The sequence below is a fragment of the Nonomuraea sp. NPDC003754 genome (assembly GCF_053605785.1).
On the sequence record NZ_JBSGJX010000053.1, the window covers coordinates 17,214 to 42,961 of the forward strand.

At 72.2% G+C, this 25,748-nt stretch carries 24 protein-coding genes; 20 read left to right on the plus strand and 4 right to left on the minus strand.

What is annotated here, in order from left to right; genetic code table 11:
* Window positions 1–71: 71 nt before the first annotated feature.
* Window positions 72–542 (plus strand): MarR family winged helix-turn-helix transcriptional regulator, encoded by a 471-nt coding sequence (locus tag ACWEVS_RS40385; RefSeq protein ID WP_354908170.1) that lies wholly within the window; start codon window positions 72–74, stop codon window positions 540–542.
* A gap of 64 nt (window positions 543–606) precedes the next feature.
* On the opposite strand, the gene ACWEVS_RS40390 is transcribed toward ACWEVS_RS40385, so the two are convergent.
* Window positions 607–2,247, minus strand: coding sequence for a bifunctional metallophosphatase/5'-nucleotidase (locus ACWEVS_RS40390; RefSeq protein WP_449918942.1), 1,641 nt, complete (start codon window positions 2,245–2,247; stop codon window positions 607–609).
* 174 nt (window positions 2,248–2,421) lie between these two features.
* Between ACWEVS_RS40390 and ACWEVS_RS40395 the strand changes: the two genes are divergently transcribed.
* The 7 genes from ACWEVS_RS40395 to ACWEVS_RS40425 are packed head-to-tail and all read left to right on the plus strand — an operon-like array spanning window position 2,422 to window position 9,068.
* The gene (locus ACWEVS_RS40395; protein WP_354908173.1) at window positions 2,422–3,315 is read left to right on the plus strand and encodes a MurR/RpiR family transcriptional regulator; all 894 of its coding nucleotides are present in this window, start codon (window positions 2,422–2,424) and stop codon (window positions 3,313–3,315) included.
* A 14-nt stretch (window positions 3,316–3,329) separates the two neighbouring features.
* On the plus strand, window positions 3,330–4,601 hold the full coding sequence (locus ACWEVS_RS40400) for an extracellular solute-binding protein (RefSeq protein WP_449918946.1): 1,272 nt from the start codon (window positions 3,330–3,332) through the stop codon (window positions 4,599–4,601).
* The gene (locus ACWEVS_RS40405; RefSeq protein WP_449918948.1) at window positions 4,592–5,485 is read left to right on the plus strand and encodes a carbohydrate ABC transporter permease; all 894 of its coding nucleotides are present in this window, start codon (window positions 4,592–4,594) and stop codon (window positions 5,483–5,485) included. The genes ACWEVS_RS40400 and ACWEVS_RS40405 overlap by 10 nt, the downstream gene beginning before the upstream one ends.
* On the plus strand, window positions 5,482–6,300 hold the full coding sequence (locus ACWEVS_RS40410) for a carbohydrate ABC transporter permease (protein ID WP_354908176.1): 819 nt from the start codon (window positions 5,482–5,484) through the stop codon (window positions 6,298–6,300). Before ACWEVS_RS40405 ends, ACWEVS_RS40410 begins: the two co-directional genes overlap by 4 nt.
* A gap of 10 nt (window positions 6,301–6,310) precedes the next feature.
* Window positions 6,311–7,057, plus strand: coding sequence for a sugar isomerase domain-containing protein (locus tag ACWEVS_RS40415; RefSeq protein ID WP_449918951.1), 747 nt, complete (start codon window positions 6,311–6,313; stop codon window positions 7,055–7,057).
* Window positions 7,054–8,142 carry a hypothetical protein gene (locus ACWEVS_RS40420; RefSeq protein WP_452556090.1) on the plus strand — a complete coding sequence of 363 codons (1,089 nt, stop codon included), beginning with the start codon at window positions 7,054–7,056 and terminating at the stop codon, window positions 8,140–8,142. The genes ACWEVS_RS40415 and ACWEVS_RS40420 overlap by 4 nt, the downstream gene beginning before the upstream one ends.
* Window positions 8,142–9,068 carry an N-acetylglucosamine kinase gene (locus tag ACWEVS_RS40425; protein ID WP_452556092.1) on the plus strand — a complete coding sequence of 309 codons (927 nt, stop codon included), beginning with the start codon at window positions 8,142–8,144 and terminating at the stop codon, window positions 9,066–9,068. Before ACWEVS_RS40420 ends, ACWEVS_RS40425 begins: the two co-directional genes overlap by 1 nt.
* Before the next feature lie 29 nt (window positions 9,069–9,097).
* On the opposite strand, the gene ACWEVS_RS40430 is transcribed toward ACWEVS_RS40425, so the two are convergent.
* Entirely contained in the window at window positions 9,098–9,766 is a 669-nt protein-coding gene (locus ACWEVS_RS40430) for a hypothetical protein (protein ID WP_452556094.1), read from the minus strand.
* Between the two features lie 135 nt (window positions 9,767–9,901).
* On the opposite strand from ACWEVS_RS40430, the gene ACWEVS_RS40435 reads away from it, so the two are divergent.
* The 3 genes from ACWEVS_RS40435 (at window position 9,902) to ACWEVS_RS40445 (ending at window position 11,586) form a co-directional block, all read left to right on the plus strand.
* Window positions 9,902–10,276, plus strand: a complete 375-nt coding sequence (locus tag ACWEVS_RS40435) for a hypothetical protein (RefSeq protein WP_449918964.1) — start codon at window positions 9,902–9,904, stop codon at window positions 10,274–10,276.
* A 129-nt stretch (window positions 10,277–10,405) separates the two neighbouring features.
* Entirely contained in the window at window positions 10,406–10,750 is a 345-nt protein-coding gene (locus ACWEVS_RS40440; protein ID WP_452556096.1) for a hypothetical protein, read from the plus strand.
* A complete protein-coding gene (locus ACWEVS_RS40445) occupies window positions 10,747–11,586 on the plus strand; it encodes a rod shape-determining protein (protein ID WP_452556098.1) in 840 nt (279 codons plus the stop codon). The genes ACWEVS_RS40440 and ACWEVS_RS40445 overlap by 4 nt, the downstream gene beginning before the upstream one ends.
* Here the strand turns inward: ACWEVS_RS40445 and ACWEVS_RS40450 are convergent.
* Entirely contained in the window at window positions 11,565–11,858 is a 294-nt protein-coding gene (locus tag ACWEVS_RS40450; RefSeq protein WP_354908187.1) for a putative quinol monooxygenase, read from the minus strand. The two genes, ACWEVS_RS40445 and ACWEVS_RS40450, sit on opposite strands and share 22 nt — an antisense overlap.
* Window positions 11,859–12,051: 193 nt before the next feature.
* Here ACWEVS_RS40450 and ACWEVS_RS40455 point away from each other — a divergent pair, with 193 nt between their 5' ends.
* The 7 genes from ACWEVS_RS40455 to ACWEVS_RS40485 all read left to right on the plus strand — a co-directional run bounded on the left by ACWEVS_RS40455 (window position 12,052) and on the right by ACWEVS_RS40485 (window position 21,384).
* On the plus strand, window positions 12,052–13,488 hold the full coding sequence (locus tag ACWEVS_RS40455) for an MFS transporter (protein WP_449918970.1): 1,437 nt from the start codon (window positions 12,052–12,054) through the stop codon (window positions 13,486–13,488).
* Window positions 13,489–13,527: 39 nt separating this feature from the next.
* Window positions 13,528–15,096 (plus strand): FGGY family carbohydrate kinase, encoded by a 1,569-nt coding sequence (locus ACWEVS_RS40460; protein ID WP_452556100.1) that lies wholly within the window; start codon window positions 13,528–13,530, stop codon window positions 15,094–15,096.
* Window positions 15,093–16,766, plus strand: coding sequence for an FAD-dependent oxidoreductase (locus ACWEVS_RS40465; RefSeq protein WP_452556102.1), 1,674 nt, complete (start codon window positions 15,093–15,095; stop codon window positions 16,764–16,766). The genes ACWEVS_RS40460 and ACWEVS_RS40465 overlap by 4 nt, the downstream gene beginning before the upstream one ends.
* Window positions 16,763–18,325, plus strand: a complete 1,563-nt coding sequence (locus tag ACWEVS_RS40470) for an FAD-binding oxidoreductase (RefSeq protein WP_452556104.1) — start codon at window positions 16,763–16,765, stop codon at window positions 18,323–18,325. Before ACWEVS_RS40465 ends, ACWEVS_RS40470 begins: the two co-directional genes overlap by 4 nt.
* Before the next feature lie 16 nt (window positions 18,326–18,341).
* Window positions 18,342–18,953, plus strand: coding sequence for a glycerol-3-phosphate responsive antiterminator (locus ACWEVS_RS40475; RefSeq protein WP_354908194.1), 612 nt, complete (start codon window positions 18,342–18,344; stop codon window positions 18,951–18,953).
* Between the two features lie 147 nt (window positions 18,954–19,100).
* Window positions 19,101–20,105 carry a DMT family transporter gene (locus tag ACWEVS_RS40480; RefSeq protein WP_452556106.1) on the plus strand — a complete coding sequence of 335 codons (1,005 nt, stop codon included), beginning with the start codon at window positions 19,101–19,103 and terminating at the stop codon, window positions 20,103–20,105.
* Window positions 20,106–20,265: 160 nt separating this feature from the next.
* Window positions 20,266–21,384 carry an alcohol dehydrogenase catalytic domain-containing protein gene (locus ACWEVS_RS40485; RefSeq protein ID WP_449918982.1) on the plus strand — a complete coding sequence of 373 codons (1,119 nt, stop codon included), beginning with the start codon at window positions 20,266–20,268 and terminating at the stop codon, window positions 21,382–21,384.
* 38 nt (window positions 21,385–21,422) lie between these two features.
* On the opposite strand, the gene ACWEVS_RS40490 is transcribed toward ACWEVS_RS40485, so the two are convergent.
* Window positions 21,423–22,583 carry a sensor histidine kinase gene (locus tag ACWEVS_RS40490; RefSeq protein ID WP_449918985.1) on the minus strand — a complete coding sequence of 387 codons (1,161 nt, stop codon included), beginning with the start codon at window positions 22,581–22,583 and terminating at the stop codon, window positions 21,423–21,425.
* 207 nt (window positions 22,584–22,790) lie between these two features.
* Here ACWEVS_RS40490 and ACWEVS_RS40495 point away from each other — a divergent pair, with 207 nt between their 5' ends.
* Window positions 22,791–23,489, plus strand: coding sequence for a hypothetical protein (locus ACWEVS_RS40495; RefSeq protein WP_452556107.1), 699 nt, complete (start codon window positions 22,791–22,793; stop codon window positions 23,487–23,489).
* Between the two features lie 112 nt (window positions 23,490–23,601).
* Window positions 23,602–25,692, plus strand: coding sequence for a hypothetical protein (locus ACWEVS_RS40500; protein WP_452556109.1), 2,091 nt, complete (start codon window positions 23,602–23,604; stop codon window positions 25,690–25,692).
* Window positions 25,693–25,748: the final 56 nt, after the last annotated feature.

The window sequence follows — 25,748 nt, forward strand, 5'->3', positions numbered from 1 at the left end:
CACGAATCCGTTCTCTTAGATGAATCGTTTATAGCACAGAACTATTTTCGTGACGCGCTATCGTGTTCGTCATGCCGACCGCTGACGACAGGCCGCCGTCCGGCGCGGCGTTCCTCCTGGCCCAGGTGGGCGCGCACGCCGCCAGGCGGTTCGCCGAGCGCGTGGCCGAGCTGGGCGTGGTCCCGGCCGACATCGGCCTGCTCCGCATGATCATCACGGCGCCGGGCCGCAGCCAGCAGTCCCTGGCCGAGGAGCTGGGCGTCGTGCCCAGCAGGGTGGTCACGCTGCTGGACGCCCTGGAGGGCAAGGGGCTGGTCGAACGGCGGCGCAACCCCGCCGACCGGCGCAACTACGCCCTGCACCTGACCGGTGAGGGGCTGCGGCTGATGGGGGCCGTCCGCGAGCTGGGCGCCGCGCACCAGGACGACCTGCTGGCGGCCCTCGACCACGACCAGCGCGCCGCGCTGACCGCCATGCTCGAGGCCGTCGCGGCCCAGCAGGGGCTCACCCCCGGCGTCCATCCCGGATACCGGGGCCTGTAGCGCGACCAGGGAACGAAGGAACGGCCGGCCGTGGCGTCCGGCCACGGCGCGGCCGTCCCGAGGGTCAGTTGACCCGCGTGACGCGGCCCAGCGCGGGCGGCTGGAGCGGGCTGACGGCCCGGATGTAGGACTCGAAGGCCTCGATGTCGCGGACCTTCTCGACCCGTTCGGTGCCCTCGGTCAGCACCGTGAACCCGTCGCCGCCGGAGGCGATGAAGGAGTTGGCGGTCAGCCGGTACCTGCCCGCCGGATCGATGACGGTGCCGTTGAGCCTGATCGAGGCCGGGTCGATCCTGTCGCAGGCGGGCTTGGCGTTGTCGTAGGTGTAGGTGAGGCCCTGGGAGACGCCCAGCACGCGCTGGGTGCCCTGGCCGCACCACTGCTGTTCGAGCAGCCGCTCCACCTGGGCGCCGGTCAGCGTCATGGTGACCAGCATGTTGCTGAACGGCTGCACGCGCAGTGCCTCGCCGTGGGTGACGAGGTTGGGCATGTCGTTGCCGATCGGCGAGACCCACAGGTCGCCGGCGATGCCGCCGCCGTACGGGGGCTGGACGGCGATCTGGGCGCCGCCGGTGTCGGGGGAGGAGGTGGCGTGCAGGCGGGCGTCGGCCAGGGCGTGGCCGAGGGTGGACTCGCCGGCGGCGTTCCTGACCGCGGTCAGGTCGCGGTGGAGCATGCCGACGGGGCGGTCCAGCAGGCGGTGGGCATGCTCGTCGCTCTTGCGGCGCAGTTCGGCGATGCGCTGGTCGGGCTTGATGTCGTGGGTGACGGTGATGTTGTCGGCCTTGGCGGCGGTGGGGTCGCCGGTGGCGCGGTCGACGGTGAGGACGATGCGGGTGACCTCGCGGCTGTGGCCGGAGGTCTGGGTGACGGGGATCCCGTTGACCACGCAGTTGTAGGCGTTGTGGGTGTGTCCGGAGATCACCGCGTCGACCTCGGGGTCGAACCTCTGCACGATGTCCTTGATCGGCCCGACCAGGTTGTTGCACTGGTTGGGCAGGCCGCCGCCGGTCTGCCCGCCGCCCTGATGGATCACGACGACGATGGTGCGCACGCCCTTGGCCTTGAGCTCGGCCGTGTAGGCGTTGACGGCGGTGGCCTCGTCGCGGGCCTCGAGCGGCGCGGTGGGGCCCGGGGCCTCCTTGAGCGTGTTGGTGTAGCTGACGCCGATGACGCCGACCTTGACGCCCTTGACCTCCTTGACGACGTAGGGGAGGAAGGCGGGCTTGCCGGTGGTGGTGTCGACGATGTTGGCGCCCAGGTAGGGGAAGGCGGCGCCCTTGAAGCCGGGCAGGGCGCAGCCGTCGATGGGGTGGCAGCCGCCCTCCTCCATCCTGCGCAGCTCAGCCAGTCCTTCGTCGAACTCGTGGTTGCCCACGCTGGAGGCGTCCAGGCGCATCATGGACAGCGCCTCGATGCCGGGTTCGTCGTGCAGCGCGGTGGCGGCCAGCGTGCTGGAGGAGATGTTGTCGCCCGCGGACAGCCGCAGCGTGCCCTGGGGGTTGTCCCGCTGGAGCCGGTCGAGATGGGCGGCGAGGTATTCGGCGCCGCCCGCCTCGACGGGGCCGTCCGGGGTCATGGCGAAGCTCGTGGGCAGGGCGGAGTGGAAGTCGTTGATGCCGAGCAGCTGGATGTCGACCGTGTCGGCGTGGGCGGGCAGCAGGGTGGCGCCGCCCAGCACCAGCGCGGCTAAGAGATTGCGCATGTGCGTCCCTTCAGGGCTTGGTCGGGGCGAGCGTAGACACGCATTCAGGGCGAAGTAAAGACTCTCTTGACAAGAGATCGTCGAAGGGAATTATTCACATCATGCGGGTGGATACGCCGAGGCATCGAGGTGAACTCTTGACATTACGACAGTCAGTACGGGAAATTTCCTCCCATGGCCACGTCCACGGAGAATAATTCACCTACCGCCACCGGGATCCTGGCCCGGATCAGGGGAGTGGCGCCCACCCTCACCGCCGCACACCAGCGCATCGCCGAGACGATCCTCGCCGAGCCCGCCGCCGTGGCCGCCTCCACCATCACCGAGCTGGCCGAACGCTGCGCCACCTCACTGACCACGATCACCCGCTTCTGCCGCGAGCTGGGCCTGGCCGGCTACCCCGAGCTCAGGCTGGCGCTGGCCGCCGAGCTCGGCCGTACCAACGCCAGCCCGCGTGACAGCGTCATCGCCTTCTCCCCTGACGACCCGCTCAGCATGGTGCTGCGCAGCCTGCTGGCCAGCGACATGCGCGCGATGGAGGAGACCGCCGCGCAGCTCGACGTCACCGCCGTGGAACGGGCGGTCTCCGCCCTCGTACGGGCCAGGTTCATCGACTTCTTCGCCGTCTCCGGCAGCGCGGGAGTGGCCATGGACCTGCACCTCAGGCTGCACGCGATCGGCCGGCCGTGCGCGCTGTGGACCGACGTGCACAGCGCCGTCTGCAGCGCCAACGCGCGCGACCACCGCGACGTGGCCATCGGCATCTCCCACTCCGGCACCACGGCGGAGGTCGTCGAACCGCTGGCCATCGCCAGACAGCGCGGCGCCACCACCGTCGCGGTCACCAACTTCCCGCGCAGCCCGCTGGCCGAGGCCGCCGACATCGTGCTGACGACCGCGGCGCAGGACACCCCCTTCCGCGCCGGCGGCGTGGCCGCCCGCCACACCCAGATGCTGGTCCTCGACTGCCTGTACATCGGCGTCGTCCAGCGCACCCACGAGACCAGCAACCAGCTGCTGACCGCGGCGACGGACGCGGTCGCCAAGCATCGCCTGCCCCAACGCTGACTCAGGAGCCCCCCATGCGCCTGGCCCCCCGCACGGCCGCCGTCCTGCTGTCCCTCACCCTCCTGTCCGCCACCGCCTGCGCCCCCTCGACCTCCACCTCGACCTCCCCTTCGACCTCCACCGCGCCCGGCGGCAAGGTCACCCTGTCGGTCTGGGGGTGGGGACCGGACGCCGACTACGACAAGATGTTCACCGAGTACGAGAAACTCCACCCCGGCGTCGACGTCGACGCCCGTTCCTTCACCACCGCCACCGAGTACGACACCATCCTGTCGACCGGCCTGGCCGGGGACAGCGGACCCGACCTGGCCTGGCTGCGCGCCGGAGCCAACCTGCAGCCCCTCGTCGAGGCCGGCCGCCTGCTGCCGCTCGACGTCAAGGACGTGCCGGGGCTGGCCGCCTACGACGAGAAGGTGCTGCGCGCCGCCAAGGGCGACAAGGACGGCAAGGTGTACGGCGTGCCGTTCGCCGTGCAGACGCTGCAGGTCATCTACAACAAGAAGATCTTCGCCGACCACGGCATCTCCCCGCCCCGGACGTGGGACGAGATGATCGCCGCGGCCGGGAAGCTGAAGGCCGCCAAGATCGTGCCGTTCGCCTTCGGCGGCAAGGACGACTGGATGCTGCCCGTCGTGGCCGGCATCTTCGGCACCGCCCACTGGGGCGGCGACGACTTCCTGAAGGCGGTCAAGGCCAAGGAGAAGAAGTTCGCCGACCCCGCGTTCGTCGAGGGCATCGACCAGCTCAACAAGCTCAAGCCGTACTTCCCCGACGACGTGGCCGGCGTGTCCTACACCGACGCCCAGATCCTGTTCTCCTCGGGCAAGGCCGCCATGTTCCCCGGCGGCCTGTGGGAGCTGAACTTCTTCGGCCAGCACGCCAAGGACATCGAGTTGGGCGTCTTCACGCCGCCCGCGCCGAACGGGCCGGGCCTGATGCCGGGCTTCACCGACGGCTCGTACGGCATCAACGCCAAGAGCAGGAACAGGGCCGAGGCGCTGAAGTTCGCCGCCTGGCTGGCCTCCAAGGACTACGGCCAGCTCTTCACCGACACCCTGCGCATCTTCTCCGCGGTCCCCGGCGTCACCCCGAAGGACGCCCTGCTCAAGCAGGTCGCCACCACCTTCGAGCAGCAGGGGGCCGCCTACTTCATGAACGAGTTCGCCTACGGCAACCCCTCCTCGCAGGTCGTCTTCTCCAAGTCGCTGCAGGAGATGCTGCTGGGCCGCATCACCGCCCGGGAGGCGGCCGAGCAGCTCGACAAGAGCGTGTCCACATGGCTGTAGGCCCGCGGCGGGGATCGTCGTACCTGTTCCTGGTCCCCGCCCTCCTCCTCTACTCCCTCTTCGTCGTCTACCCGCTGTTCACCGCCCTCAGCTACAGCGTGTTCACCTGGAAGGGCACGCTGCGCGACGGCTTCGCCGGCCTGGCCAACTACGCGGGGCTGCTGTCCGGCTCCTTCCTCGACCAGCTCCTGCCCGCGCTCGGCCACAACGCCCTGCTGTTCGCGGGCAGCGTGCTCGTCCAGAACACGCTCGGCCTGGCCTTCGCCCTCGCCCTGTCGCGGGTACGGCGGGGCAAGCGCGCGCTGCAGACCATGTTCGCGCTGCCGTACCTGGTCAACCCGCTGGTCATCGGCTACCTCTGGACGCTGCTGCTCAGCCCGACCTTCGGGCCGGTGAACTCGCTGCTGCGCGGGGCGGGACTGGAGCAGCTGGCCGTCCCGTGGCTGGGCGACCCCGCCACGGCGCTGCCCACCGTCATCCTGATCACCACCTGGCAGTGGGTCGGCTTCCCGATGCTGCTGTTCAGTGCCGCGCTCGGCGGCATCCCCCAGGAGTACGGCGAGGCCGCCAGGACCGACGGGGCCGGCTCGTGGCAGGTGTTCCGGCGGATCACGCTGCCGCTGCTGCGCCCCGCGATGGGCACCGTCACGATCCTGAGCTTCATCGGCAGCATGAACACCTTCGCGCTCGTCTACGCCCTCGGCGGCTCGAACGGCGCCCCGGCGGGCGCGACCGACGTGCTCGGCCTGCTGTTCTACCGGGCCGCCTTCGCCTCGGGCGACGTCAACGCGCTGGGCACCTCCTCGGCGCTGGCGGTGTTCATGTTCACCTTCGTCTTCGGCTCGACCCTGCTGCTCGAGCGGGTGCTGAGGAGGAAGGCATGACCAGGGCACAGGGCCTGTGGATCAGGCTGCTGCTGTGGGGCTACGCCGTCTTCTCCATGACGCCCCTGATCGTCATGGTGCTGAGCTCGTTCCGGCCCACCGGCGAGATCTTCGACGACCCGCTCGGCCTGCCGGGCGGATCGTGGTTCGGCAACTACGCCAAGGCGTGGACCGAGGCCTCCTTCTCCACCTACGTCGGCAACTCGGTGATCGTCGTGGTCTGCGCGGTGCTGCTGGGCGCCGCGGTGTCGCTGCTGGCGGCCTACCCGCTGGGCCGCGGCCGTTTCGGCGGGCGCGGCCTGTTCACCGCCTACTTCATCTCCGGCATGACGCTGCCCGCGCACCTCGGCGTGCTGCCGCTGTTCTACCTGATGGAGAGCATGGGCCTGGTCGACACGCTGCTGGGGCTGATCCTCGTCTACGCGGCCGGTTCGATCCCGTTCAACGTCTTCGTGCTGACGGCGTTCTTCCGCCAGCTGCCCCACGAGCTGGACGAGGCCGCCGCGCTGGACGGCGCCGGCCCGCTGGCGACCTTCTGGCACGTGATGCTGCCGCTGGTACGGCCGGCCGTCGCCACCGTGGTCGTCTTCCAGTTCGTGCCGCTGTGGAATGACTTCTTCTACCCTCTGGTCCTGATGCGCGACGAGAGCAGGCTGACGCTGCCGGTCGGGCTCACCCACTTCTTCGGCGAGTTCCAGAACGACTGGGGAACGCTCTTCGCCGGACTGGTGATGACGACGATCCCCCTGGTCGTGCTGTTCGTCATCGCCACGCGCCAGATCGTCGCCGGCCTGACCGCCGGCATGAACCGTTGAGGAACCCTTCATGGATCTTGTGATGGCCTTCGCCGACGAGGCGCGCCGGCGCCTGGACGAGCTGACGAGGAGCCAGCTGCCCGCCATCAGGCGGGCGGGGGCGCTGATCGCCGGGGCGGTGCGGGCCGGAGGCGTCGTCCACGCCTACGGCACCGGCCATTCAGAGGCCGTGGCGCTGGAGGTGGCCGGCCGGGCCGGTGGTCTCATCCCGACCAACCGGCTGACCCTGCGCGACCCCGTGGTGCTGGGCACGGCCTCCCCGAAGGAGTTCGACCCGCTGGCCGAGCGCGACCCGCACACCGCCCACCAGGTGCTCGCCCTGCACAGGATCGAGCCGGCCGACGTCTTCGTGATCGCCTCCAACTCCGGCGGCAACGGCTCCACCGTGGAGATGGCCAGGCTGGTCAAGCAGCGCTCGCTGCCGCTGATCGCGATCACCTCCCTGGCGCACACCACCGCCATCACCTCCCGCCACCCCTCGGGCGAGCGGCTGTTCGAGCTGGCCGACGTCGTGATCGACAACCTCGCCCCGTACGGCGACGCCGTCCTGGAGGCCGAGCACGGGCCGGTGTGCGGCATCTCCTCGATCACCTCGGCCACCGCCGTCCAGCTCATGGTCGCCGAGGCGATCGGCCTGATCGGCGCGGCCGGCACCGTCCCGCCCACCTACTTGTCCGCCAACATCCCGGGCGCCGACGCGCACAACGACGCGTTGGCCGCGCGCTACGCGGGGCGGATTAGGACCGGTGCGCTGTGAGCCTCACGATCGCCGCGTTCTGGCCGCCGCCTCCGCACGAGACGACCGTGGCCAGGTACCGCGAGATCGCCGACGCGGGTATCGACCTGGTCATCACCGGCAACTACCTCAATGACACGGTCATCCTGCGGCACGCCCTGGCCTGCGCGGACGAGACCGGCCTCGGCGTGCTCGTGGCCTCCGACCCGCGGGTCGAGGTGCTCATGCGCGACCTGGACCCCGGCGAGGAGCAGACCAGGGCGCTGATCGGCCGGGTGATCGACGACTACGCGGGGCACCCGTCGTTCCGGGGCATCAGCCTCATGGACGAACCGCTGCCCGAGCGTTTCCCGCGCCTGGCGGCCGGGGTCTCGGCCGTGCGCGCCCGCGGGCACCTGGCCTACGTCAACCTGTTCCCCAGCCACGTCACCGGGTCCTACGACTCCTACGTCGGCGGCTTCGTCGACACCGTCCGTCCCGACGTGGTCTCCTTCGACCGCTATCCGTTCCTGTCCGCCGGCGAGGACGAGGGCTACTTCGCCGACCTGGCGCTGATCCGCGCGCACGCGCGACGGGCCGGCCTGCCCGCGTGGATGTACGTCCAGACGCTCGCCTACGACGGGCACCGTACGCCGACGGCCGCCGAGCTGGCCTGGCAGGTCAACACCGCGCTGGCCTACGGCTACACCGGCATCCAGTACTTCACCTACTGGACGCCCGATCCGGCGCGCGGCGAGGGCTTCCAGCCGGCCCTCGTCGACGGCGGGCAGTCCACCGAGCGCTACGGGATCGTGCGCGACCTCAACACCGGCTGGCTGCGGCCGGTGGGGGAGGAGCTGGCGCGGCTGCCGTGGCGGTCGGCCGGGCACACCGGCCCGGTGCCACGTGGCGCGGCGCCGGCCGCCGACGGCGCGGTGCCGGCCGGTGACGTCGTGGTCGGCCGGTACGGCGAGCGGCACCTGTTCGTGTGCAACGCCCGCCACGACCGGCCCACCGAGGTGACGCTCGCCCGCCCGGCCGCCGCATTCGACCCCGCCACCGGGTCCTACGAGCCCATCGGCGCCACGTTCGTCCTCGCGCCCGGCGCCGCGCGGCTGGTGCGCTGATGCTCGTCGCCGGTGTCGACGCGGGCGGCACCTCCACCCGCGTCGCCGTCCACACCCTGTCCGGCGCCAGAGCCGGCTACGGCACGGCCGGCGGCGGCAACCCGGCCGCGCACGGCGACGCCGCGGCGGCCGCGGCCATCGCGAGCGCCCTGCGCCAGGCGATGGGCGGTCTGGACCCGTCGGCGGTGACCGCGTCCGTCGCCGGGGTGGCCGGCTCGGACGGCTCCTTCGCCGCCGTGCTCCGGCAGGTCTGGACCGAGCAAGGCCTGGCCCACGCTCCGCGGCTGGTCAGCGACGTGGACGTGGCCTACGCCGCCGGCACGCCCGCCCCCTCGGGCACGGTGCTGCTGGCCGGGACCGGGGCCGCCGCCGCCCGCTTCACCGGCCGCGCCGTCGACGCCGTCGCCGACGGCCTCGGCTGGCTGCTCGGCGACGAGGGCGGCGGCTTCTGGCTCGGACGTGCCGGAGTGCGGGCGGCCGTCCACGCCCTCGACGGCGGCACGCCGCCGGGACCCCTGGTCGACCTGGTCAGCCGGCACTTCGGCGTGGCCGGCCCGCCCCGGCGGCGAGCCGACCGCATCGTCCGGCAGGCGCAGGCCGACCGGATGACGCTCGCCGCCGCCGCGCCCCTGATCGGGCAGGCGGCCGCGCTGGGGGACCCGGCGGCCGCGCGGATCGTCCAGGCCGCCGCCGCCCGCCTGGTGGCCACCGTCTCCCGGCTGCATCGCGAGGGGCCGATCGTGCTGGCGGGCAGCGTCCTGACCAGCGAAGGCGCCGTCCGCGACGCCGTCATGGAACTGCTGCGTGGACACCGCGTCAGCACCGCACGGGACACGGCGGGGGCGGCGTGCTGGCTCGCCGCCCTGGACCTGGCCGGACAGGACGCCGCGACCACCACACACGCGCGCTTCACCGGGGCGACATAGCAGCGCCGCTGTTCCACCGCCACGCCCGGTCAGCGGGTTGGTGGGCAGCGGCCCATCCACCACCAGCCGTCCGAGAGATCGACGGTCGGGCAGATGCGCATGCCGTACCCGTCGAAGGTCTCACCGCCGGGACGAGCCGCGAAACGGGCGTAGCCGACGGCGTCATCGGGGATGCCGAGCCAGTCCGGCACGAACAGCACGGGCCGCCCGCCGCTGGTGCCGATGGTCTTGACCCGGCAGGTGGCCGAGACGAAGCACAGGCGGTCGGGCAGCCGCGCGCCCATGTAGCCGCCGAGCTGTGACGCGGGCAGCCGTCCGCTGTCCGACAGGGCGGCCACCTCGTCGAACGCCGGCCGCTCGAGCAGGAAACGGGTCTGGATGCGCAACTCGGGCAAGGACCGCAGGGTCACCGGGCCGGCGATGCCGATGACCACCAGGAGCAGACCCACGGCGCCGGCCGGCGCGCCCCGTCTGGCGAGGGACTTCATCCCGAGCACGTAGACGAGCAGCGCCACGCCGTACGCCCCGTGCGTCACCACCGGAGTGAGGATCCACAGCGCCGTCGACAGCCGGCCGATGTGCAGCTCCATCACCGGCAGCGCCACCGTCACGACGCCCATGAACAGCAGCGGAATCCAGATGGGGAGCCGCCGTCCGGGTCGCCCGCGACCGGACGGGCCCGTCTCGAAGACCGTCACCGGCCTCACGATAGGAAGGTCGTGTGCAGGCATGGCTCATGAGATGTGGAGGAATTGCAAAGATCGGCGTGCCGCACCTGGTGCCCGTTTCGCCCGGATGCCGGTTTTCGCGCAGGTTGGGCTAGGGTCGGGGGCATGACAAGGGGGCCGTGGAGGACACCACGAGCGGCCGTCGCGCTCACCGGCGTGATCGGCCTGATCCTGCTGTCTCTACTGCTGGCCGGCTCCTTTCCCGCCGGTCACGGCGTGGCACTGCGGCCGGCCGACGCTTCCGGCCAGTCCTGGGCGCCGGGCGCCGAGGACGCTCTGCTGTCCAGCCTGCCGCCGCGGAATTCCGGGGTCACCACGCGCCATGTGTCGTCGCTGTGGACGGCGCTGCGCGCCGAACGGCGGCCGGAGACCGACCAGGTCCCGTCGCCGGGAGGGCCGGAACCCGGTGCCGGCGCCATCCGCCATCCTCAGCAGGAGGCGCACCGCGCCGCCGGCTCGCGCAGTCCTCCGCTGATCTAGTCGCGTCCTTCGATTTCCTGTCTCCGGCCGCTCGCACGCCGGGAGGCCCGCTGTGCATGCCCGGGTGTGCACGCGCGGCCCGCGTCGCGGGCGCCGCCGGGAGCTCGGCATCGCCACGTCCAGCGCGGCGTGGCCTTTCCCGCAAGCAAGGAGCCGATCATCGTCATGGCCGACGTCAGATCAGTCCAGGTTCACCTCCAGCACTACGACCGGCACCTGGCGCAGCTGGAGGAACTGCGCCGGCTGCTGCACGACCAGCTCGCCGCCCTCACGCCCGCGACGGGCGGGCGTACCTCGCGCGCGGACCGGCAGGTCGCCGACATCGAGGCCGCACTCGACCGCATGGACCGGGAGCGCTACGGCGTGTGCACGGACTGCGCGTCGTTCATCCCGTACGAGCAGCTGCTGCGCGCGCCGCACCGGCTCGCCTGCGACGGCTGCGCCGTACCTCCGCAGAGGGAGGCGTCGGCATGAGCACCTCCCCCCAGACCACCGCACGCACCGGCGAGCAGACCGGACGGCGCCGCCGTGACATGGGCGGTTACGCGGTCCTGGACCTCGGAACCGTGCGCACCAGGTCGCTGACCTCGGGAACGTTCGCGATCGCCGAGCGGCTCTCGGCGGTCCCCGCGGGGGCGCCGGGGACCACGGCGCCCTCCGGACTGCGCTGGCCGATCCGGCACGGCGTGGTCGCCGATCCAGCGGCCTGCCGGCGGCTGGTCGACATCGTTCTCTACGACGCGCGGCTGGCCGGAGCCTGGCCGCTGGAGCGGATACTGGTCGGCGTGCCGGTGGCCGCCACGGCGAGCGAGCGCCGGTCGCTGCGCACGGCGGTCATCGAGGCGGCCGAGTGCCCGGTGGTGCTGGTGGAGGAGCCCCTGGCGGCCGCCGTCGGCGCCGGTCTCGATGTGGCCGATCCTCGGCCGTGCCTGCTGCTGGACGTGGGCGCGGGCGTCGTGGAGGCCGTCGTCATCCATGACGGCGCCATCACCGACGCGGTGGCCCTGCAGCTGAGCGCCACCACGCGCGCGGGCCTGCCCTGGCCCACGGTGGACAGCGTGGTCCGCATGACAGCCGGTCTGCTGCACCGCATGCCCGCCCACCTGCGTGCGACGGTCCGCGACGGCGGCCTGATCGTCACCGGCGGCGGCGCCGGGCAGACGCGGCTGCTGAACCGGCTGCGCAGCACGCTCCGCATGCCCGTACGCGTGGCGTCCGAACCGGCGCACGCCACCGTCTACGGCCTGACCCACCTGTGCCGGCAACCCGGCCTGACCGCCCGGCTCGCTCAGGGGTCGAGAGGCTCGTAGGCGACGACCTCCCGGGATGCGAGGCGGGCCAGGCAGTCACCGACGACGTACTTCTGGAAATGCGGGGAGGCGCGGTGGGCCTCGAAGGCCGCCGCGTCGACGTACCGCTCGTAGATCATGAACCGCCGCGGGTCGTCGACGGCGACGTGGGCCTGGTAGGAGAGGTTGCCCGGTTCCTGGCGCGACAGCGGGGTGATGGTCCGGATGATGTCGGCGACGGCGGTCTCCTCGCCGTCGCGCGCGGTCCACACGGCTTGCACAACATATGCCATGACGGGTGACTGTAGGACGGGTGCCGGAACCTCTCACACCCGGCCCATCATGCTTGACATATCGGACACTACGCGATTAACGTCCCGCTAACCGACAGGCACAGACGAAGACATCCCTGTCAGTGGTCTTCGTCTGTGCTTTTTGTCGTTCTTGGACCGCTGGCAAGGGACACCCCCCGAAAGGCGGCTGAGCATGAACGACGGCTCTGCGAACACGGCACCAGCGGTCATCCGCAACGCGGGAGACGCGGCCGACCTCATCGACACCCTCAAGCGCCTGAGCGGCCGGGCGAACTGGATCTGGTTCCTCGCCCTGGCAGGCCTGTTCCTCGACGCCTACTCCAACGCGGCGTTGGGGGCCGGCCTGTCGCCCATGGTGAAGCAACTGGGCCTGTCGCCGACGCAGGTCGGCGTGCTCACCGCCATGGCCCCCGCGATCGCGATCATCTCCAACCCCTTCGGCGGCTGGCTCGCCGCGCGGATCGGCAGGGTCAAGCCGCTGCTGATGACGAAGGTCGTCTTCGCCTGCGGCGCGCTGCTGACCGCGGTCGGCTCCGACTTCGAGACCGTCTTCGCCGGGCGGGCCCTGGTGGGCGTCGCCTACGGCGTCGACTTCGCCGTGGCGATGGCGCTGCTCGCCGAGTACACCCCCGCCTCCCTCAAGGGCAGACTCAACTTCTGGCAGGGGGTCTGGTACACCGCGACGACCACCAACCTCCTGCTCACCCTGCTGTTCTACAACTTCGACGTCGGCGCCGACATCTGGCGCTGGTCGGTCGGCTCGTCGGCGGCCTTCGCGCTCGTCCTGCTCGTCCTGCAGCGCCTGTTCCTGGTGGAGAGCCCCACCTGGCTGGCCGCCAAGAACAGGCTGGGGGAGTCCGTGGCGAACCTGCGCCGGATGTACGGCTTCGCCGTACAGGAAGGGGCGCGGGAGACCGGGCCGGCCCAGGAGGGCGCCCACCCGGTCGGGTTCCGTGAGGCGGGTGTCCTGTTCCGCAAGCCCTACCTGCCCAGGACCGTGCTGTCGACCGCCATCTCCCTCACCCAGGCCATGCAGTACTTCGCCGTGGGCTGGTACCTGCCGGTGATCAGCCTCGAGCTGTTCGGCAGCGAGTTCGAGAAGGCGACGCTGGGTTCCATGGCCTTCAACGCGGTCGGCATCGTCGGCGGTTGCCTGTCGGCCTACGCGGGGCGCCGCTTCGGCCTGCGGGTCAGCTCCATGGCCGGCTACGCCATGGTGTTCGTCGCCCTGCTGGTCATGGGCGCGACGTTCAAGCAACTGCCCGTCGCGCTGGCCGCGCTGCTGCCGGTGCTGTTCATCTTCTTCCACTCCGCCGGGCCCGGCCCCAACGGCAAGTCGATCGCCGCGCTCTCGTACCGCAGCGACATCCGCACGCTGGGCACCGGCGTGACCGGCATGCTCGGCAGCCTCGGCTCGGTGGCGGGCCTGTACCTGTTCCCGCAGCTCCAGGCAGGAATCGGCGTGGGCAACAGCCTGATGGTCCTGTCGGTGGTGCCGCTGGTCGGCCTGCTCACCTGCCTGGCCATCAAGTGGGACCCCACCCGGGTCGCGGTGAACCTGGAGGAAGAGGCGATCAGCCTCCGGCAGCGTACGACGGTGTCGGCCTGAACGGTGTCCGGTACGGACACGATGAAAGGACCTTCGCGCATGACAAGGCAACGCCGTCGCGGCGTGCTCAGCATCGATGAGGGCACCACGGGCACCCGGGCCGCCGTCGTCCTCGACGACGGCACCGCCGCACCGGCCGCCTACCTGCCGCTCTCGGTCCGCTCGCCCGACCACCTGCGGGTCGAGCAGGACGCGACGGAGATCTGGGCGGACACCGTCCGGGTCTGCCGGGAGGCGATGGAGTGGGCGACCGCGCACGGGGTGGAGCTCGCCGGGGTGTCGATCTCCACCCAGCGCGCCACGGTGCTGCTGTGGGACACGGTGACCGGCTCCCCGCTGAGCCAGGCCGTGGTGTGGCAGGACCGCCGGTACGCCGCCCGGCTGCGGGAGTGGGAGCCGGAGTGGGACGCGCACCTGGTCGAGCACACCGGCCGGCCGGTCGGCTCCCGGGCGCCGCTGCTGTGGGCGGCCGAGGAGGTCGCCGGCGACCCGGCCCTCCGGCGGGCCCACGACGAGGGCAGGCTGGCCTTCGGCTCGGTCGACACCTGGCTGGTCTGGAAGCTGACCGGGGGCGCGCGCCATGTCATGTCGGCCACGAACGCCGTGGCCGTGGGCGCCTACGACCTGCGGACGGGCGGCTGGCACGAGCCGTGGGTGAAGTTCCTCGGCTGCCCGCCCGACCTGCTGCCGGAGATCGTCGACGACGACGGCGACTTCGGTGTTACCGACCCGTCCGTGCTCGGCGTGCGGCTGCCCATCCTGTCCGTCATGGGCGACCAGCACGCGGCGATGATCGCGCTCGGCGCCCACCGGCCCGGCCAGGCCACGAGCGTCCACGGGACCGGAACGTTCCTCGACGCCGTCGCCGGCGACCGGCCGCCCGCTCCCGGCCGCCAGGTGCCGGGGGTGCTCACCCTCGTCGGCTGGCGGTCGCGGGGCACCTCCGTGTTCAGCCTGGAGAGCTACGCCTCGACGACCGGCTCGGCGATGCGCTGGCTGTGCGAGGAGATCGGGCTGTTCGGCTCGCCGGCCCAGCTGGCCGAACTCGCCCGCGAGCACACCGGGCCGACCCGGGTGATGTTCCTGCCCGCACTGGCGGGACTGCGCACCCCGGTCTGGTCGCCGGAGGCCACGGGGGTCCTCACCGGCCTCAGCCTGTCCACGACCAGGGCGGAGCTGGCCCGCGGCGTCCTCAACGGCTTCGCGCACTCGGTGTGCGACCTGCTGGAAGGCGTGGAGGACGTCATGGGCAGGCCGGTCACCGACCTGTTCTGCGGAGGCGGGCTGGCCGGCAGCGACGTGCTGATGTCCAGCCAGGCCGACCTGATCGGCCGGCCGGTACGGCGGGCCCGCGACCACGAGACCGCCAGCCTCCGCGGCACCGCCTACCTCGGAGGCGTGCGCGCCGGGCTGTGGCAGGACGTCTCGGCGGCCGTCGCCGGCCTCCGGCCTGCCCCCGTCTTCGAACCCACCCTTCCCGAGAGCGAGCGGGTGGCGGCCCGCGCCGCATGGCGCGACCTGCTGGCTCGCCACACCGCCACCGCCGGCCCCGGCGCGCCGGGCTCCCGCGGTCCCGAACCCGACGTACAGGAGGAATCACCCTCGTGATCCGGCTTCCCGCACGCAAGGCGAGGTCAGAGACGAACAGCGCCATCCGCCGTACCGCGCTCGCGCTCGACCGCAGGGAACAGATCGAACGGCTCGCCGCCCGGCCCGTGGACGTCCTGGTCGTCGGCGGCGGCATCACCGGCTGCTACACCGCGCTGGACGCCGTCACCCGCGGCCTGACCGTGGCGCTCGTGGAACGGGACGACTTCGCGTCGGGCACGTCCTCCAAGTCGTCGAAGATGGTGCACGGCGGCCTGCGCTACATCGAGCAGGGCAACCTGCCGCTGGTACGGCGTTCGCTGCTGGAGCGGCAGCGGTTCCGCAACAACGCCCCGCACCTGGTGCAGCGGCTGCCGTTCGTCTTCCCCGTGCTCGCCCAGGACGGCGTCTTCGACGCGCGCATCGCCAAGGCCTTCGAGGGCCTGCTGTGGACGTACGACCTCGCGGGAGGATGGCGCATCGGCAGGCTGCACCAGCGCCTCAGCGCCGCCGAAGTCCTCGCCCGCGCCCCGCGGCTGCGCGCAGGACAGCTCAAGGGCGGGCTGCTCTACTACGACAGCCGCACCGACGACGCGCGCCTGACCCTGACGATCGCGCGGACCGCGGCGCACTTCGGGGCGACCGTGATCAACGGCGCCGCCTGCCGCGGCCTGGTCCGAGAGGGCGGCCGGGTGCGCGGCGCGAAGATCGAGGTCGACGGCCGCGAGATCGACGTGCGGGCGGGCGTCGTGATCAACGCCACCGGCGTCTGGTCGGACGCGATCGACGCCCTGTCGGATCCCGGCCACCGGCCCCGGATCCGTCCGGCCAAGGGGGTGCACATCGTGGTGCCCTGGACGCGGCTGCCCATCGACGGCACCGTGACCGTGCCCATCCCCGGACGGGCCCGCCGCGCGACCTGCACCCGCTGGGGGGACGTGGTCGTCGTCGGGACGACCGACACCGACTACGACGGATCCCTCGATGAGGTGCTGTGCACCAGGGAGGAGATGCAGTACCTCCTCGACGGGGCCAACACCGCCTTCGACGCCGACCTCGGCCCCGAGGACGTGGTCGGCTCGATCGCCGGGCTGCGTCCCCTGGTCGGCGGCAAGGAGGGGGCCACGCTCGACATGAGCCGCGACCACCGCGTCTCGACCGACGCGCACGGGCTCGTCACCGTCACCGGCGGAAAGCTCACCACCAGCCGCCACATGGGGGAGCTCGTGGTCGACGCGGCCCTGAAGGTGCTCGGCCGCAGGGCCCGCTGCCGTACGGCACGCCTCCCGCTGCTGGGCGGCGCCGGCTACGACGCCGAGGCCACCTCGGCCACCGGAGGGCTCGGCGCCCACCTGGGACAGCGCTACGGCACCGAGGCCCGCTTCGTCGCCGACCTCCTCGGCGAGGATCCCACCCTGGCCGAGCCGATCATCGAGGGCAGCGCCCACCTGCGGGCCGAGGTGGTCTACGCGGCCAGGTGCGAGCTGGCGCGAAGCGTCGACGACGTGCTGTCGCGCCGCACCCGGATGCGGGTGTTCGCCCGTGACCTGTCGGTCAAGGCCGCCCCTGAGGTCGGCCGGCTGCTCCAGAGGGAGCTCGGGCTGTCCGACGACGAGGTCGCCCGGCAGGTCGACGACTACATCTCCGGCATCGAGCGCGAGAAGACCGTACTGATGGAGGCACATTCATGATCAGCAGGCAGACCATCACCCACCCGTTCAACCGGGGTGACTACGTCGTCGGCGCGCCCACCCCGCCGCGCTGGGCCGCCGACTGCCCGCCCGGCGCGGGCCCGGCCAGCCTGCAGGCCGCCGTGGTCGAGGTTCCCGCCACGGTCGTCGCCGAGCTGCGGGCGATCGCCGCCGCCGTCCACACCGAGCGGGACGAGGTGATCACGCGCACCCGCGACTGGTGGGCGGGCACCTCCATCGGCGAGACGGACGGTCACCCCGCCACGCCGGACGCCGTGATCGTCGAGGCGGCCGACGAGGAGCAGGTGGCCGCGATCGTCAGGCTCTGCCACGCGCACCGCATCCCCCTGACGGTCTCGGCGGGCCGCAGCAACGTCCTCGGTGCCGCCCTGCCGGTGTTCGGCGGGGTCGTGCTGGACGTCTGCCGGCTCAACCGCATCATCTCCTTCGACGCCGAGTCGATGATCGTCGAGGTGCAGGCCGGCATGTTCGGCGACCTGTTCGAGAAGGAACTGCAGGAGACGTACGGCGCCACGACCGGGCACTGGCCGTCCGCCTTCGCCATCTCGACGGTCGGCGGCTGGGCGGCCTGCCGGGGGGCGGGCCAGCTGTCCACCCGCTACGGCAAGATCGAGGACATGGTCGTCGGGCTGGACGTGGTGCTGCCCGACGGGAGCACCGCCAGCTACGGCACCTACCCGAGGGCCGCCGTGGGGCCTGACCTGCGCCAGCTGTTCATCGGCTCCGAGGGCACGCTCGGCGTGATCACCCGGCTGCGGCTGCGCACCCACCGGCTGCCCGGCTACGCGGTGGGGCTCGCGTACGGCTTCGACACCTTCGCGGCCGGGCTCGACGCGTGCAGGGAGATCCTCCAGCGCGGCGCCACCCCGGCGGTACTGCGCCTGTACGACGCGCACGAGAGCGGCACCCACTTCGGCGAGCGGGACACCAATCTGCTGCTCATCGCCGACGAGGGAGACCCCGCGCTGGTCGACGCGACCATGGCGGTGGTCGAGGAGGTCTGCAAGGAGCGGGCGGCGGTCACGCTCGACGGCGACGCGGTCCTCGCGCGGTGGCTCGACGAGCGGATGGTCGTCGGCAAGTCCGGCGACGGCTTCGCCAAAGGCCCCGGCTTCGTCGCCGACACCTGCGAGATCGCCGCGCCGTGGTCGTCGCTGACGGCCATCTACGACCAGGTGGTGGCGGCCATCGAGGCGGTCCCCGGGACGCTGCGCGCCTCCGCCCACCAGTCGCACGCCTACACCGACGGCGCCTGCCTGTACTTCTCGTTGCGCGGCGACGTGGAACGCGCTCGCCGCCGCGAGTGGTACCGGGCCGCCTGGGACGCCGCCAACGAGGTGCTCATCCGGCACGGCGCCGCCATCAGCCACCACCACGGCGTCGGACTGCTGCGCTCGCCGTACGTCGAACGATCGCTGGCCGGCGGCTTCGGCACCCTGGTGGCGGTCAAGCAGGCCCTCGACCCCGAGGGGATCATGAACCCGGGGAAGCTGGGGCTGCCCAGCCGGTTCCAGGCCGACACAACCGCGCACGGCTGACGCATAAGGTGGAGCAGTGAACCCTCGTCCGAAACGTCCCCTTGACCGGCGCCTGCTGGCCTCGCTCGCGGAACACCCCGTGATGGCGTCGCTGGTCGGCGTGGAGATGGCGGACCGGTTCACCACCACCTCGACCCCGCTGGGCATCCTCGCCTCGGTCCCGCTCGGCGATCTCGAGGCGACCGTCCGGCGGACCCTGGCCGCGAACAAGATCGTGTTCGTCAACATGGACTCGACCCCCGGCCTCGGCCACGACCCCGGCGCCCTGACCTACCTCAAGGGGATCGGGGCGGTCGGGATCTGCTCCACCCGCGCGGCGATCGTCGAGCGGGCGAGCAGCCTGGGACTGCTGGCCATGCAGAAGGTGTTCGTGACCGACCGTTCCAACCTGCACCGCAGCGTCCAGGCCATCGCCCGGTCCCGTCCCGATCTGGTCCAGCTCATGCCCGCCGTCGTGCTGCGATACGTGGAGAAGCAGGCCAGGGAGCTCGGCGTGCCGTACCTGGCCGCCGGGTTCGTCCAGGGCGAGGCGGACGTGGCCGAGGCGCTCCGCCACGGCGCCGCCGGGGTCTGCACCTCGGAGCAGGCCCTGTGGGAGCTGCGCCGGTCGGCCCTGCGCGCCTCCTGAACCACCTCCCGCCTCCCGCCGTCCGCTGTCCCGCCGTCCCGCCGTTCGCTGCGCCGGGCGTGCGGGGCGGGCGCAGCCATCCCTCAGCCGCCCCTCGGCCGCCGCGTGTGTCCCCACCGGTGGGTCTTCGCACGGAAGGACGACTCGATGACGCCGGTCACCCCGGACCTGCCCGGACTGCCACCCGGGCCGCCGTCCGGTGCGCCGCCCGGATCCCCGGCGGCGACCCCTGGCCCGCCACCGGTCAGCACGGCCCGCGGCCTCGGTGACGCGGCACCCGTGGGGACGTCCGGCGGTCCGCGGTTGACGGCGGTCGCGCCAGCCGTGTTCGTCCTGCTCTGGAGCAGCGCCTTCATCGCCGGCATCCCGGGAGTCGCGGCGGCTCCGCCGCTGCTGCTGATGTTCGCGCGCTTCGCCCTGGCCGGGGTGCTGCTCGCCGGTTACGCCCTGATCACCCGCGCGCCCTGGCCGCGCGGCCGGGCCGCGGCGCACATCGCCGTCTCCGGGCTGCTGATCCAGGCCCTGCAGTTCGGCTGCTTCTACACGGCGCTCGGCATGGGCTTCCCCGCCGCGGTCGTCTCCCTCGTCCAGGGGCTCAGCCCCGTGGTCATCGTGCTGGCCATGCGCCTGCTCGGCGAGACGGTCACCAGGCGGCAGGGGCTCGGCTTCGCCCTCGGCGCTGCCGGCGTCGTCCTCGCGGTGGCCGACCGGGTGAGCCTGTCCGGCTGGGGTGTGGCGCTGTGCCTGGTCGGGCTGCTGGGGTTGAGCGCCGGCACCCTCTACCAGAAGCGGTTCGTCCCCGACATGGACGTGCGGGCCGGAACCGCGGTGCAGCTTCTCGTCAGCGCCCCCGCCGTCGGGCTGGCCTGCCTGGCGGTCGAGACGCCGCGGGTGTCGGACTGGACGGCGTTCGGCGCGTCCGTCGCGTGGATGGTGCTGGTCAACTCCATCGCGTCGTTCATCCTGCTCAACATGATGCTGCTCCGCTGGTCCGCCAGCCGGGTGAGCACGGTGTTCTTCCTGACTCCCTCGGTGACGGCGGTGCTGGCCTGGCTCCTGGTGGGCCAGGTGCTGCATCCGCTCGCCGTTGTCGGTCTGGTTCTCGGTGGCGCCGGTGTCCTGCTGGCCAACCATCGGTCCGCCCCGTCCTGAGAGTCACGGCGCCGCCTCGCGTGGGGAAGCCGCCGCCGTGGCAGGAAGCCGCCCGGCGTCCAGCCGCCGCGGCGAGGGAGTGGCCCGGCGTCCGGCCGGGCCGTATCCGCACGCCGAACCTATCGTGAAGACAACCTTGGAGCCTCTGAGAGGTGATGTGATGAGAATCCGCGGAGCCGTCCTTGAGGAGATCGGCCGGGCGCGCCCCTACGCCGAGTCCCGTCCGCTGACGATCTGCGATCTCGACCTCGACCCGCCCGGCCCCGGCGAGCTCCTCGTCAGGGTCGAGGCGGCCGGCGTGTGTCACTCTGATCTGTCGGTCGTCGACGGGAACCGGGTGCGCCCCGTACCCATGCTCCTGGGACACGAGGCGGCCGGCGTGGTCGAGCAGGCCGGCGCCGGTGTCGACGACATCGCCGTCGGCCGGCGGGTCGTCATGACCTTCCTGCCCCGCTGCGGCGCCTGCGAGGGCTGCGCCACCGACGGCGTGACGCCCTGCGTCCGGGGCAGCGCGGCCAACAACGAGGGGAGGTTGCTGACCGGTGGCGTCCGCCTGCACCGGAACGGCGGCAGGGTCCTGCACCACCTCGGGGTCTCGGCCTTCGCCACGCACGCGGTCGTGGACCGGCACTCGGTCGTCCCGGTGGACGACGACGTCCCTCCCGAGGTCGCCGCGATCCTCGGCTGCGCCGTGCTCACCGGTGGCGGCGCGGTCATCAACGCCGGCGAACCCGCCGCCGGCCAGACGGTGATGGTCGTCGGGCTCGGCGGCGTGGGCATGGCCGCGCTGATCACCGCGCGTGCCCTGGACGGCGTCACGGTCGTCGGCGTCGACAGCAATCCGGACAAGCTCGCCACCGCCCGTGACCTGGGCGCCCATGCGACCTACAGTCCCGCCGAGGTCGCCGCGCTCGGTATCAAGGCGCCGGTCGTCATCGAGGCGGCCGGGAACGCTCGCGCCTTCGAGAGCGCGGTCGACGCGACCGCCCCCGGCGGCCGCACCGTCACCGTGGGACTTCCGGCGCCCGACGCCCGATCGTCGATCTCGCCGCTCAAGCTCGTGGCGGAGGGACGGACCATCATCGGCAGCTATCTCGGGTCGGCGGTCCCCTCCCGTGACATTCCCGTCTTCGCCCGGATGTGGCGCGAGGGCAGGCTGCCGGTCGGCGCGCTGGTGTCGGCGAGGATCGGGCTCTCGGCGGTGAACGAGGCGATGGACCAGCTCGCCGACGGCAAGGCCGTCCGGCAGGTCATCCTCTTCGGCGAGGAGCAGGCCTGAACGGCGAGCGGGAAGGACGGGCGCGACCGAGCCTGTCCCTACCGGGTTCGGGGGAGCGGGAATCGGGCACGGACCGCGAAACCGCCGTCCGGTTCGGGGGCGGCGTGCAGGCTGCCGTGCACCATCGCCAGCCGTTCGCGCATGCCGACCAGCCCGTGGCCGCCGCGCTTCGCGGGCGATGCGGTGGATGCGCGCGCCGCCCGCCCGGGTTCGTTGCGCACCTCCAGGGTCAGCGCCTGCTCGGTGTATCCGATGGCGACCGCGGTCGGAGCCGCGCCGGCGTGCCGTAGCACGTTCGTCAGTGCTTCCTGCAGGACCCGGTAGGCGGTGAGATCCAGCACCGGCGGCAGCCGCGGCAGGTCGGCGGGGGAGTCCAGGTGCACTTCCAGGCCGGCGGCGCGGACGTCGGAGATCAGCTCGTCGACCCTGGACAGCGACGGGACGGGCGTCGGCCGCTCACCGTCGGGACGCTCGCGCAGGATGCCGACCAGGCCGCGCATCTCCTCGACCGTCTGCCGCCCGAGCCGTTCCAGCCCGACCACGATCTCCTGCTCGGAGGGACGATCGGCCAGCAGCCGGCGCAAGCCGCCCAGCTGCAGGGTCATCACGCTGACCGAGTGCGCGACGGCGTCGTGCACCTCCCGTGCGATGCGCGTGCGTTCCTGCGCGACCGCGGCCTGGGCGTTGGCCTCCCGTTCGGCGTCCAGCGCCGCGGCCAGTTCGGCCAGCTTCACCGCGCGTTCGCCGTTGCGCCGCGCGAGCAGCCCCATGTACCAGCCCGGCAGCAGGATCGCCGGCACGAAGAACAGCTCCCACACCGACTGGCCGCCGACGACCGACGTGCCGGCGAAGGACACGGCCGCGACGCACAGCGCGACGGCCGAACGCCGCGGCGGCTCCCGCCATCCGGCCCAGGCGACCGCCCCGATGAGGCCGATCATCGCCGCACCGCCGGCACCCGGCGCGTCGAAGGCCACCACGCCGACCGGGAAGCAGATGGCCGCGACGGCCGCACCGGCGAGCGGATACCAGGTCGCGAGCACCACGCCGACGCCGAGCACGATCCCCGAGACCCAGGTGGCCGCGGCGCTGGCGCCGAAGAAGTCGTCGAGCTTCGTCTCCACGACGGACAGGACGCCGATCAGCGGGCCGAACACCAGCGGGATGAGGCGGGCGTCCCTCAGCCGGGTCATCGTCATGGCTACAGATGGTAATCATGCCCGATGGCCGCCGAGTCCGCCGGATGGCGGACCGCTGCCGCTCACCGGGTCCCTCGAACGGTGGACCCGCGCGAGAGCCGGTCCACCGACGCGTGGACCCGTCACGATACGCAATGGCTGACGCGCCGCCTGGCGTCCCGGCGAGAGAGTTCCTTCGCCAACGACACCGAAGCCCGGAGGTACGACATGACCCCCCTTGCCCACAGCGCGACGGCCGCCGGGCCCGCGCTTGCCGAGCCCGCCGATCGAGCCGGCTGGTTCCTGCGACGCGCCGGCGGTGCCGCCCTGATCGCCTGCCCCCTGCTCATGCTCGCCGGCATGATGACCTGCCCGCCGCAGGACTCCGACTCGACGATGGACTACATCACCTCGCTGGCCCGCGACGCTTTCCTGACGGAGCTGTCGGCGATCCTGCTGCACTACGGCCTGATCGCCGGCGGGCTGGGCGCGATGGTCGTGCCAGGGCTCGTCCGCGGCAGGAAGGGGCGGTGGCTGACCCTGGTCGGCGCGTTGGCCGCCGCCCTCGGGCTGCTGAACGTGTCCGGCGCCGTGCGCGACGACTGGTGGCGGATGGTCCTCGGCCGGCAGCTCCCGCTCGACGTCGCGGTGCGGATCTCGGACACCGTGGACGGGTCGGCGTTCATGCCCCTGTGGAGCGGCACCGAGATGTTCGCCTTCCTGGGCCTGCTCGCCGTGTGCGCCGGGCTCGCCCGCGCCGGTGTCGTCGGCTGGTGGCTGACCGCCGTCTACCTCGGCGCCTTCGTCGCGATGATGTTCATCCCGATCGACCTGACGTATGTGGTGGGCGGCGCGTTCAGCCTGCTGTTCCTGCCGCTCGCGGTAGCGGGCGTGCGCACGTTGCAGCGCGTGCGCGCCGCGGCGTGATCCCGGCGGCAGGCCGCCGGCGGCGGGGCGGCGACGTTTGCAGCCGTTTCCCACTCTCCCGCAAGTCGCGTTGACCAGACTACGCGCGCTACATCACTGAATCGGAGTTTGCGTGAGGAAGAACCTATGGTGGCGGAGTGCCGTGGCGACGGCCGCCGCTCTCTGCCTGTCGGCGGGGACATTCACCGCTCCCGCGAACGCGGCGGCGGACCCCATGGTCAGGATCGCCGCGGTCAAGGCCTCCCCGGCCCGTGGCGGCGAGCAGTGCCCGGTCTCGACCGTGTTCTCCGCGGCCGTCACGGTCAAGGGGGCCGACCGGTTGACGTACCGCTGGATCCGCAGCGACGGAAGCAAGAGCGCGGTGAAGACCGTCCGCGCGGGAGCGAAGGTGACGCTGCGGGAACGGCGCTCCTTCACCGGCAGCACCCGGGGCTGGCAGGCCGTCCAGGTGCTCAGCCCGAAGAAGCTGATCTCCAAGCGCGCCTACTACACGGTCTCCTGTGGCGCCGGCCTGCGTGACGTCGGCGTCTCCGGGCGACCAGGACAGGCGCCGCCGGCACCCACGGCGTCGGCCGAGGCGACCGGCGACGACTACGCAGGGAAGTGCCCGGCCGGCGGCGGAACGCTGCGCTTCACCGGCAGGCTGACCGTCTCCCGGGTGCCCGCGGCCGTCTCCTACCGATGGGTGGACAGCGACGGCGGCGCGCTCGGCACCGAGCGGCTGTGGTTCTCCGACGCCTCCACGCGTACGGTCACCTCCAGCCGCACCTTCCTGACCAGCCAGTCGGGTACGCGCTGGATCGAGATCCTGGGCCCGGACGGCAGGGTGCTGAGCACCTCGAACAGGGCCCCGTACCGCGTCACCTGCGCGACCGACCCGACGCCGCCCCCGGTCGTCGTGAAGGCGGCCAACCCGTGGGTGAGCCCGGCCGGCTACCAGGGCTCCTGCACCAGGCCCCTGCAGTTCACCTTCCACGCGACCCTCGCGGTGTCGAAGCCGGCGAAGGTCACCTACAGGTGGGTCCGCAGCGACGGGACCACGGTCCCCGGCGAGATCGAGATCAAGGGCACCGACCTCACCAGGGACCTCACCCTCGCCTGGCCGGTCGCCGATCCGTCCAGGACGAGCGGCGGATCCGCCTGGGTCGAGGTCACCTCGCCGGCTCTGGCCCGAACCGAACCGGTGAAGTTCACGATCGCGTGCGTCGACATCAGCTTCTCCGAGACCAAGGTGGCCTCGCCCGCCCAGCCGTACACGGGGGCCTGCCCCGTGACGGTGCGGACCACGGCGACGATCACCGTGACGGGCGGGCCGGCGGTGGTCTGGCACTACTGGAAGTACCCGGGCACGGCCGCCACCTCCGAGAGGATCTCCGGGACCAGGACCTACACCAGGGACTGGGTCGAGAACGGCACGACAACGGGATCGACCGCGTTCGCCGTCGCGACCGGCGACGACTACGGCCACTGGAAGGACTCGGCGCCGATCACCTGGTCGGTCACCTGCAAGGGCGAGGAGCCGGCCCAGCTCACCGTGTCCAAGGCGGCCGTCACCACGTGGAGCCGCGAACCGGGCGCCTGCACGACCGCCAACCCCTACCAGCTCACCGCCGCGGCGACGGTCACCGCCCCCAAGGGCCTGACCTACCCGCTGACCGTGACCTACCGGTGGCGCTGGGACGACGGCGGCTACTGGCAGGAGGAGAAGCTCCGGTTCACCGAACCGGGGACACAGCGTGCCGCCCATTCCTGGATGACCTCCAAGAGCCACGCGGCCAAGGTATGGCTGGACGTCACCGGCCCCGCCAAGGTTCAGGGCGAGCCCGGCGAGTACTCCCTGACCTGCAACGGCAAGCCGCCCGCGCCCAACACCGGCGGGAAGGTGACGTCGGTGACGAACCCTGCCATCACGCCGTCCAACCACGCCGGCGCCTGCCCCGTCGACCTGAAGGCCACCGCGACGATCACCGTGTCCGCGCCTACGTCGGTGCCGGTCGAGTACGCCTGGCGCTTCGACAACAACACCAGCAGCCCGACCGAGCGGATCACCTTCCCCGAGGGCGGCCCGCTCACCAGGACGGTGGAGTGGAAGGACTGGCGCGCCGTCCAGTCCACCGGCGGAAGGGTGACCGGCTACCTTCAGGTCGTCGCGCCCAACACGGCGGTTTCCGAACCTGTCACGTACAGCGTCACCTGCACCTGACGGATCCGGCCCGCCTGGCCCGGCCGCCACGGACGCCGTCAGGAGATGCCCTCACC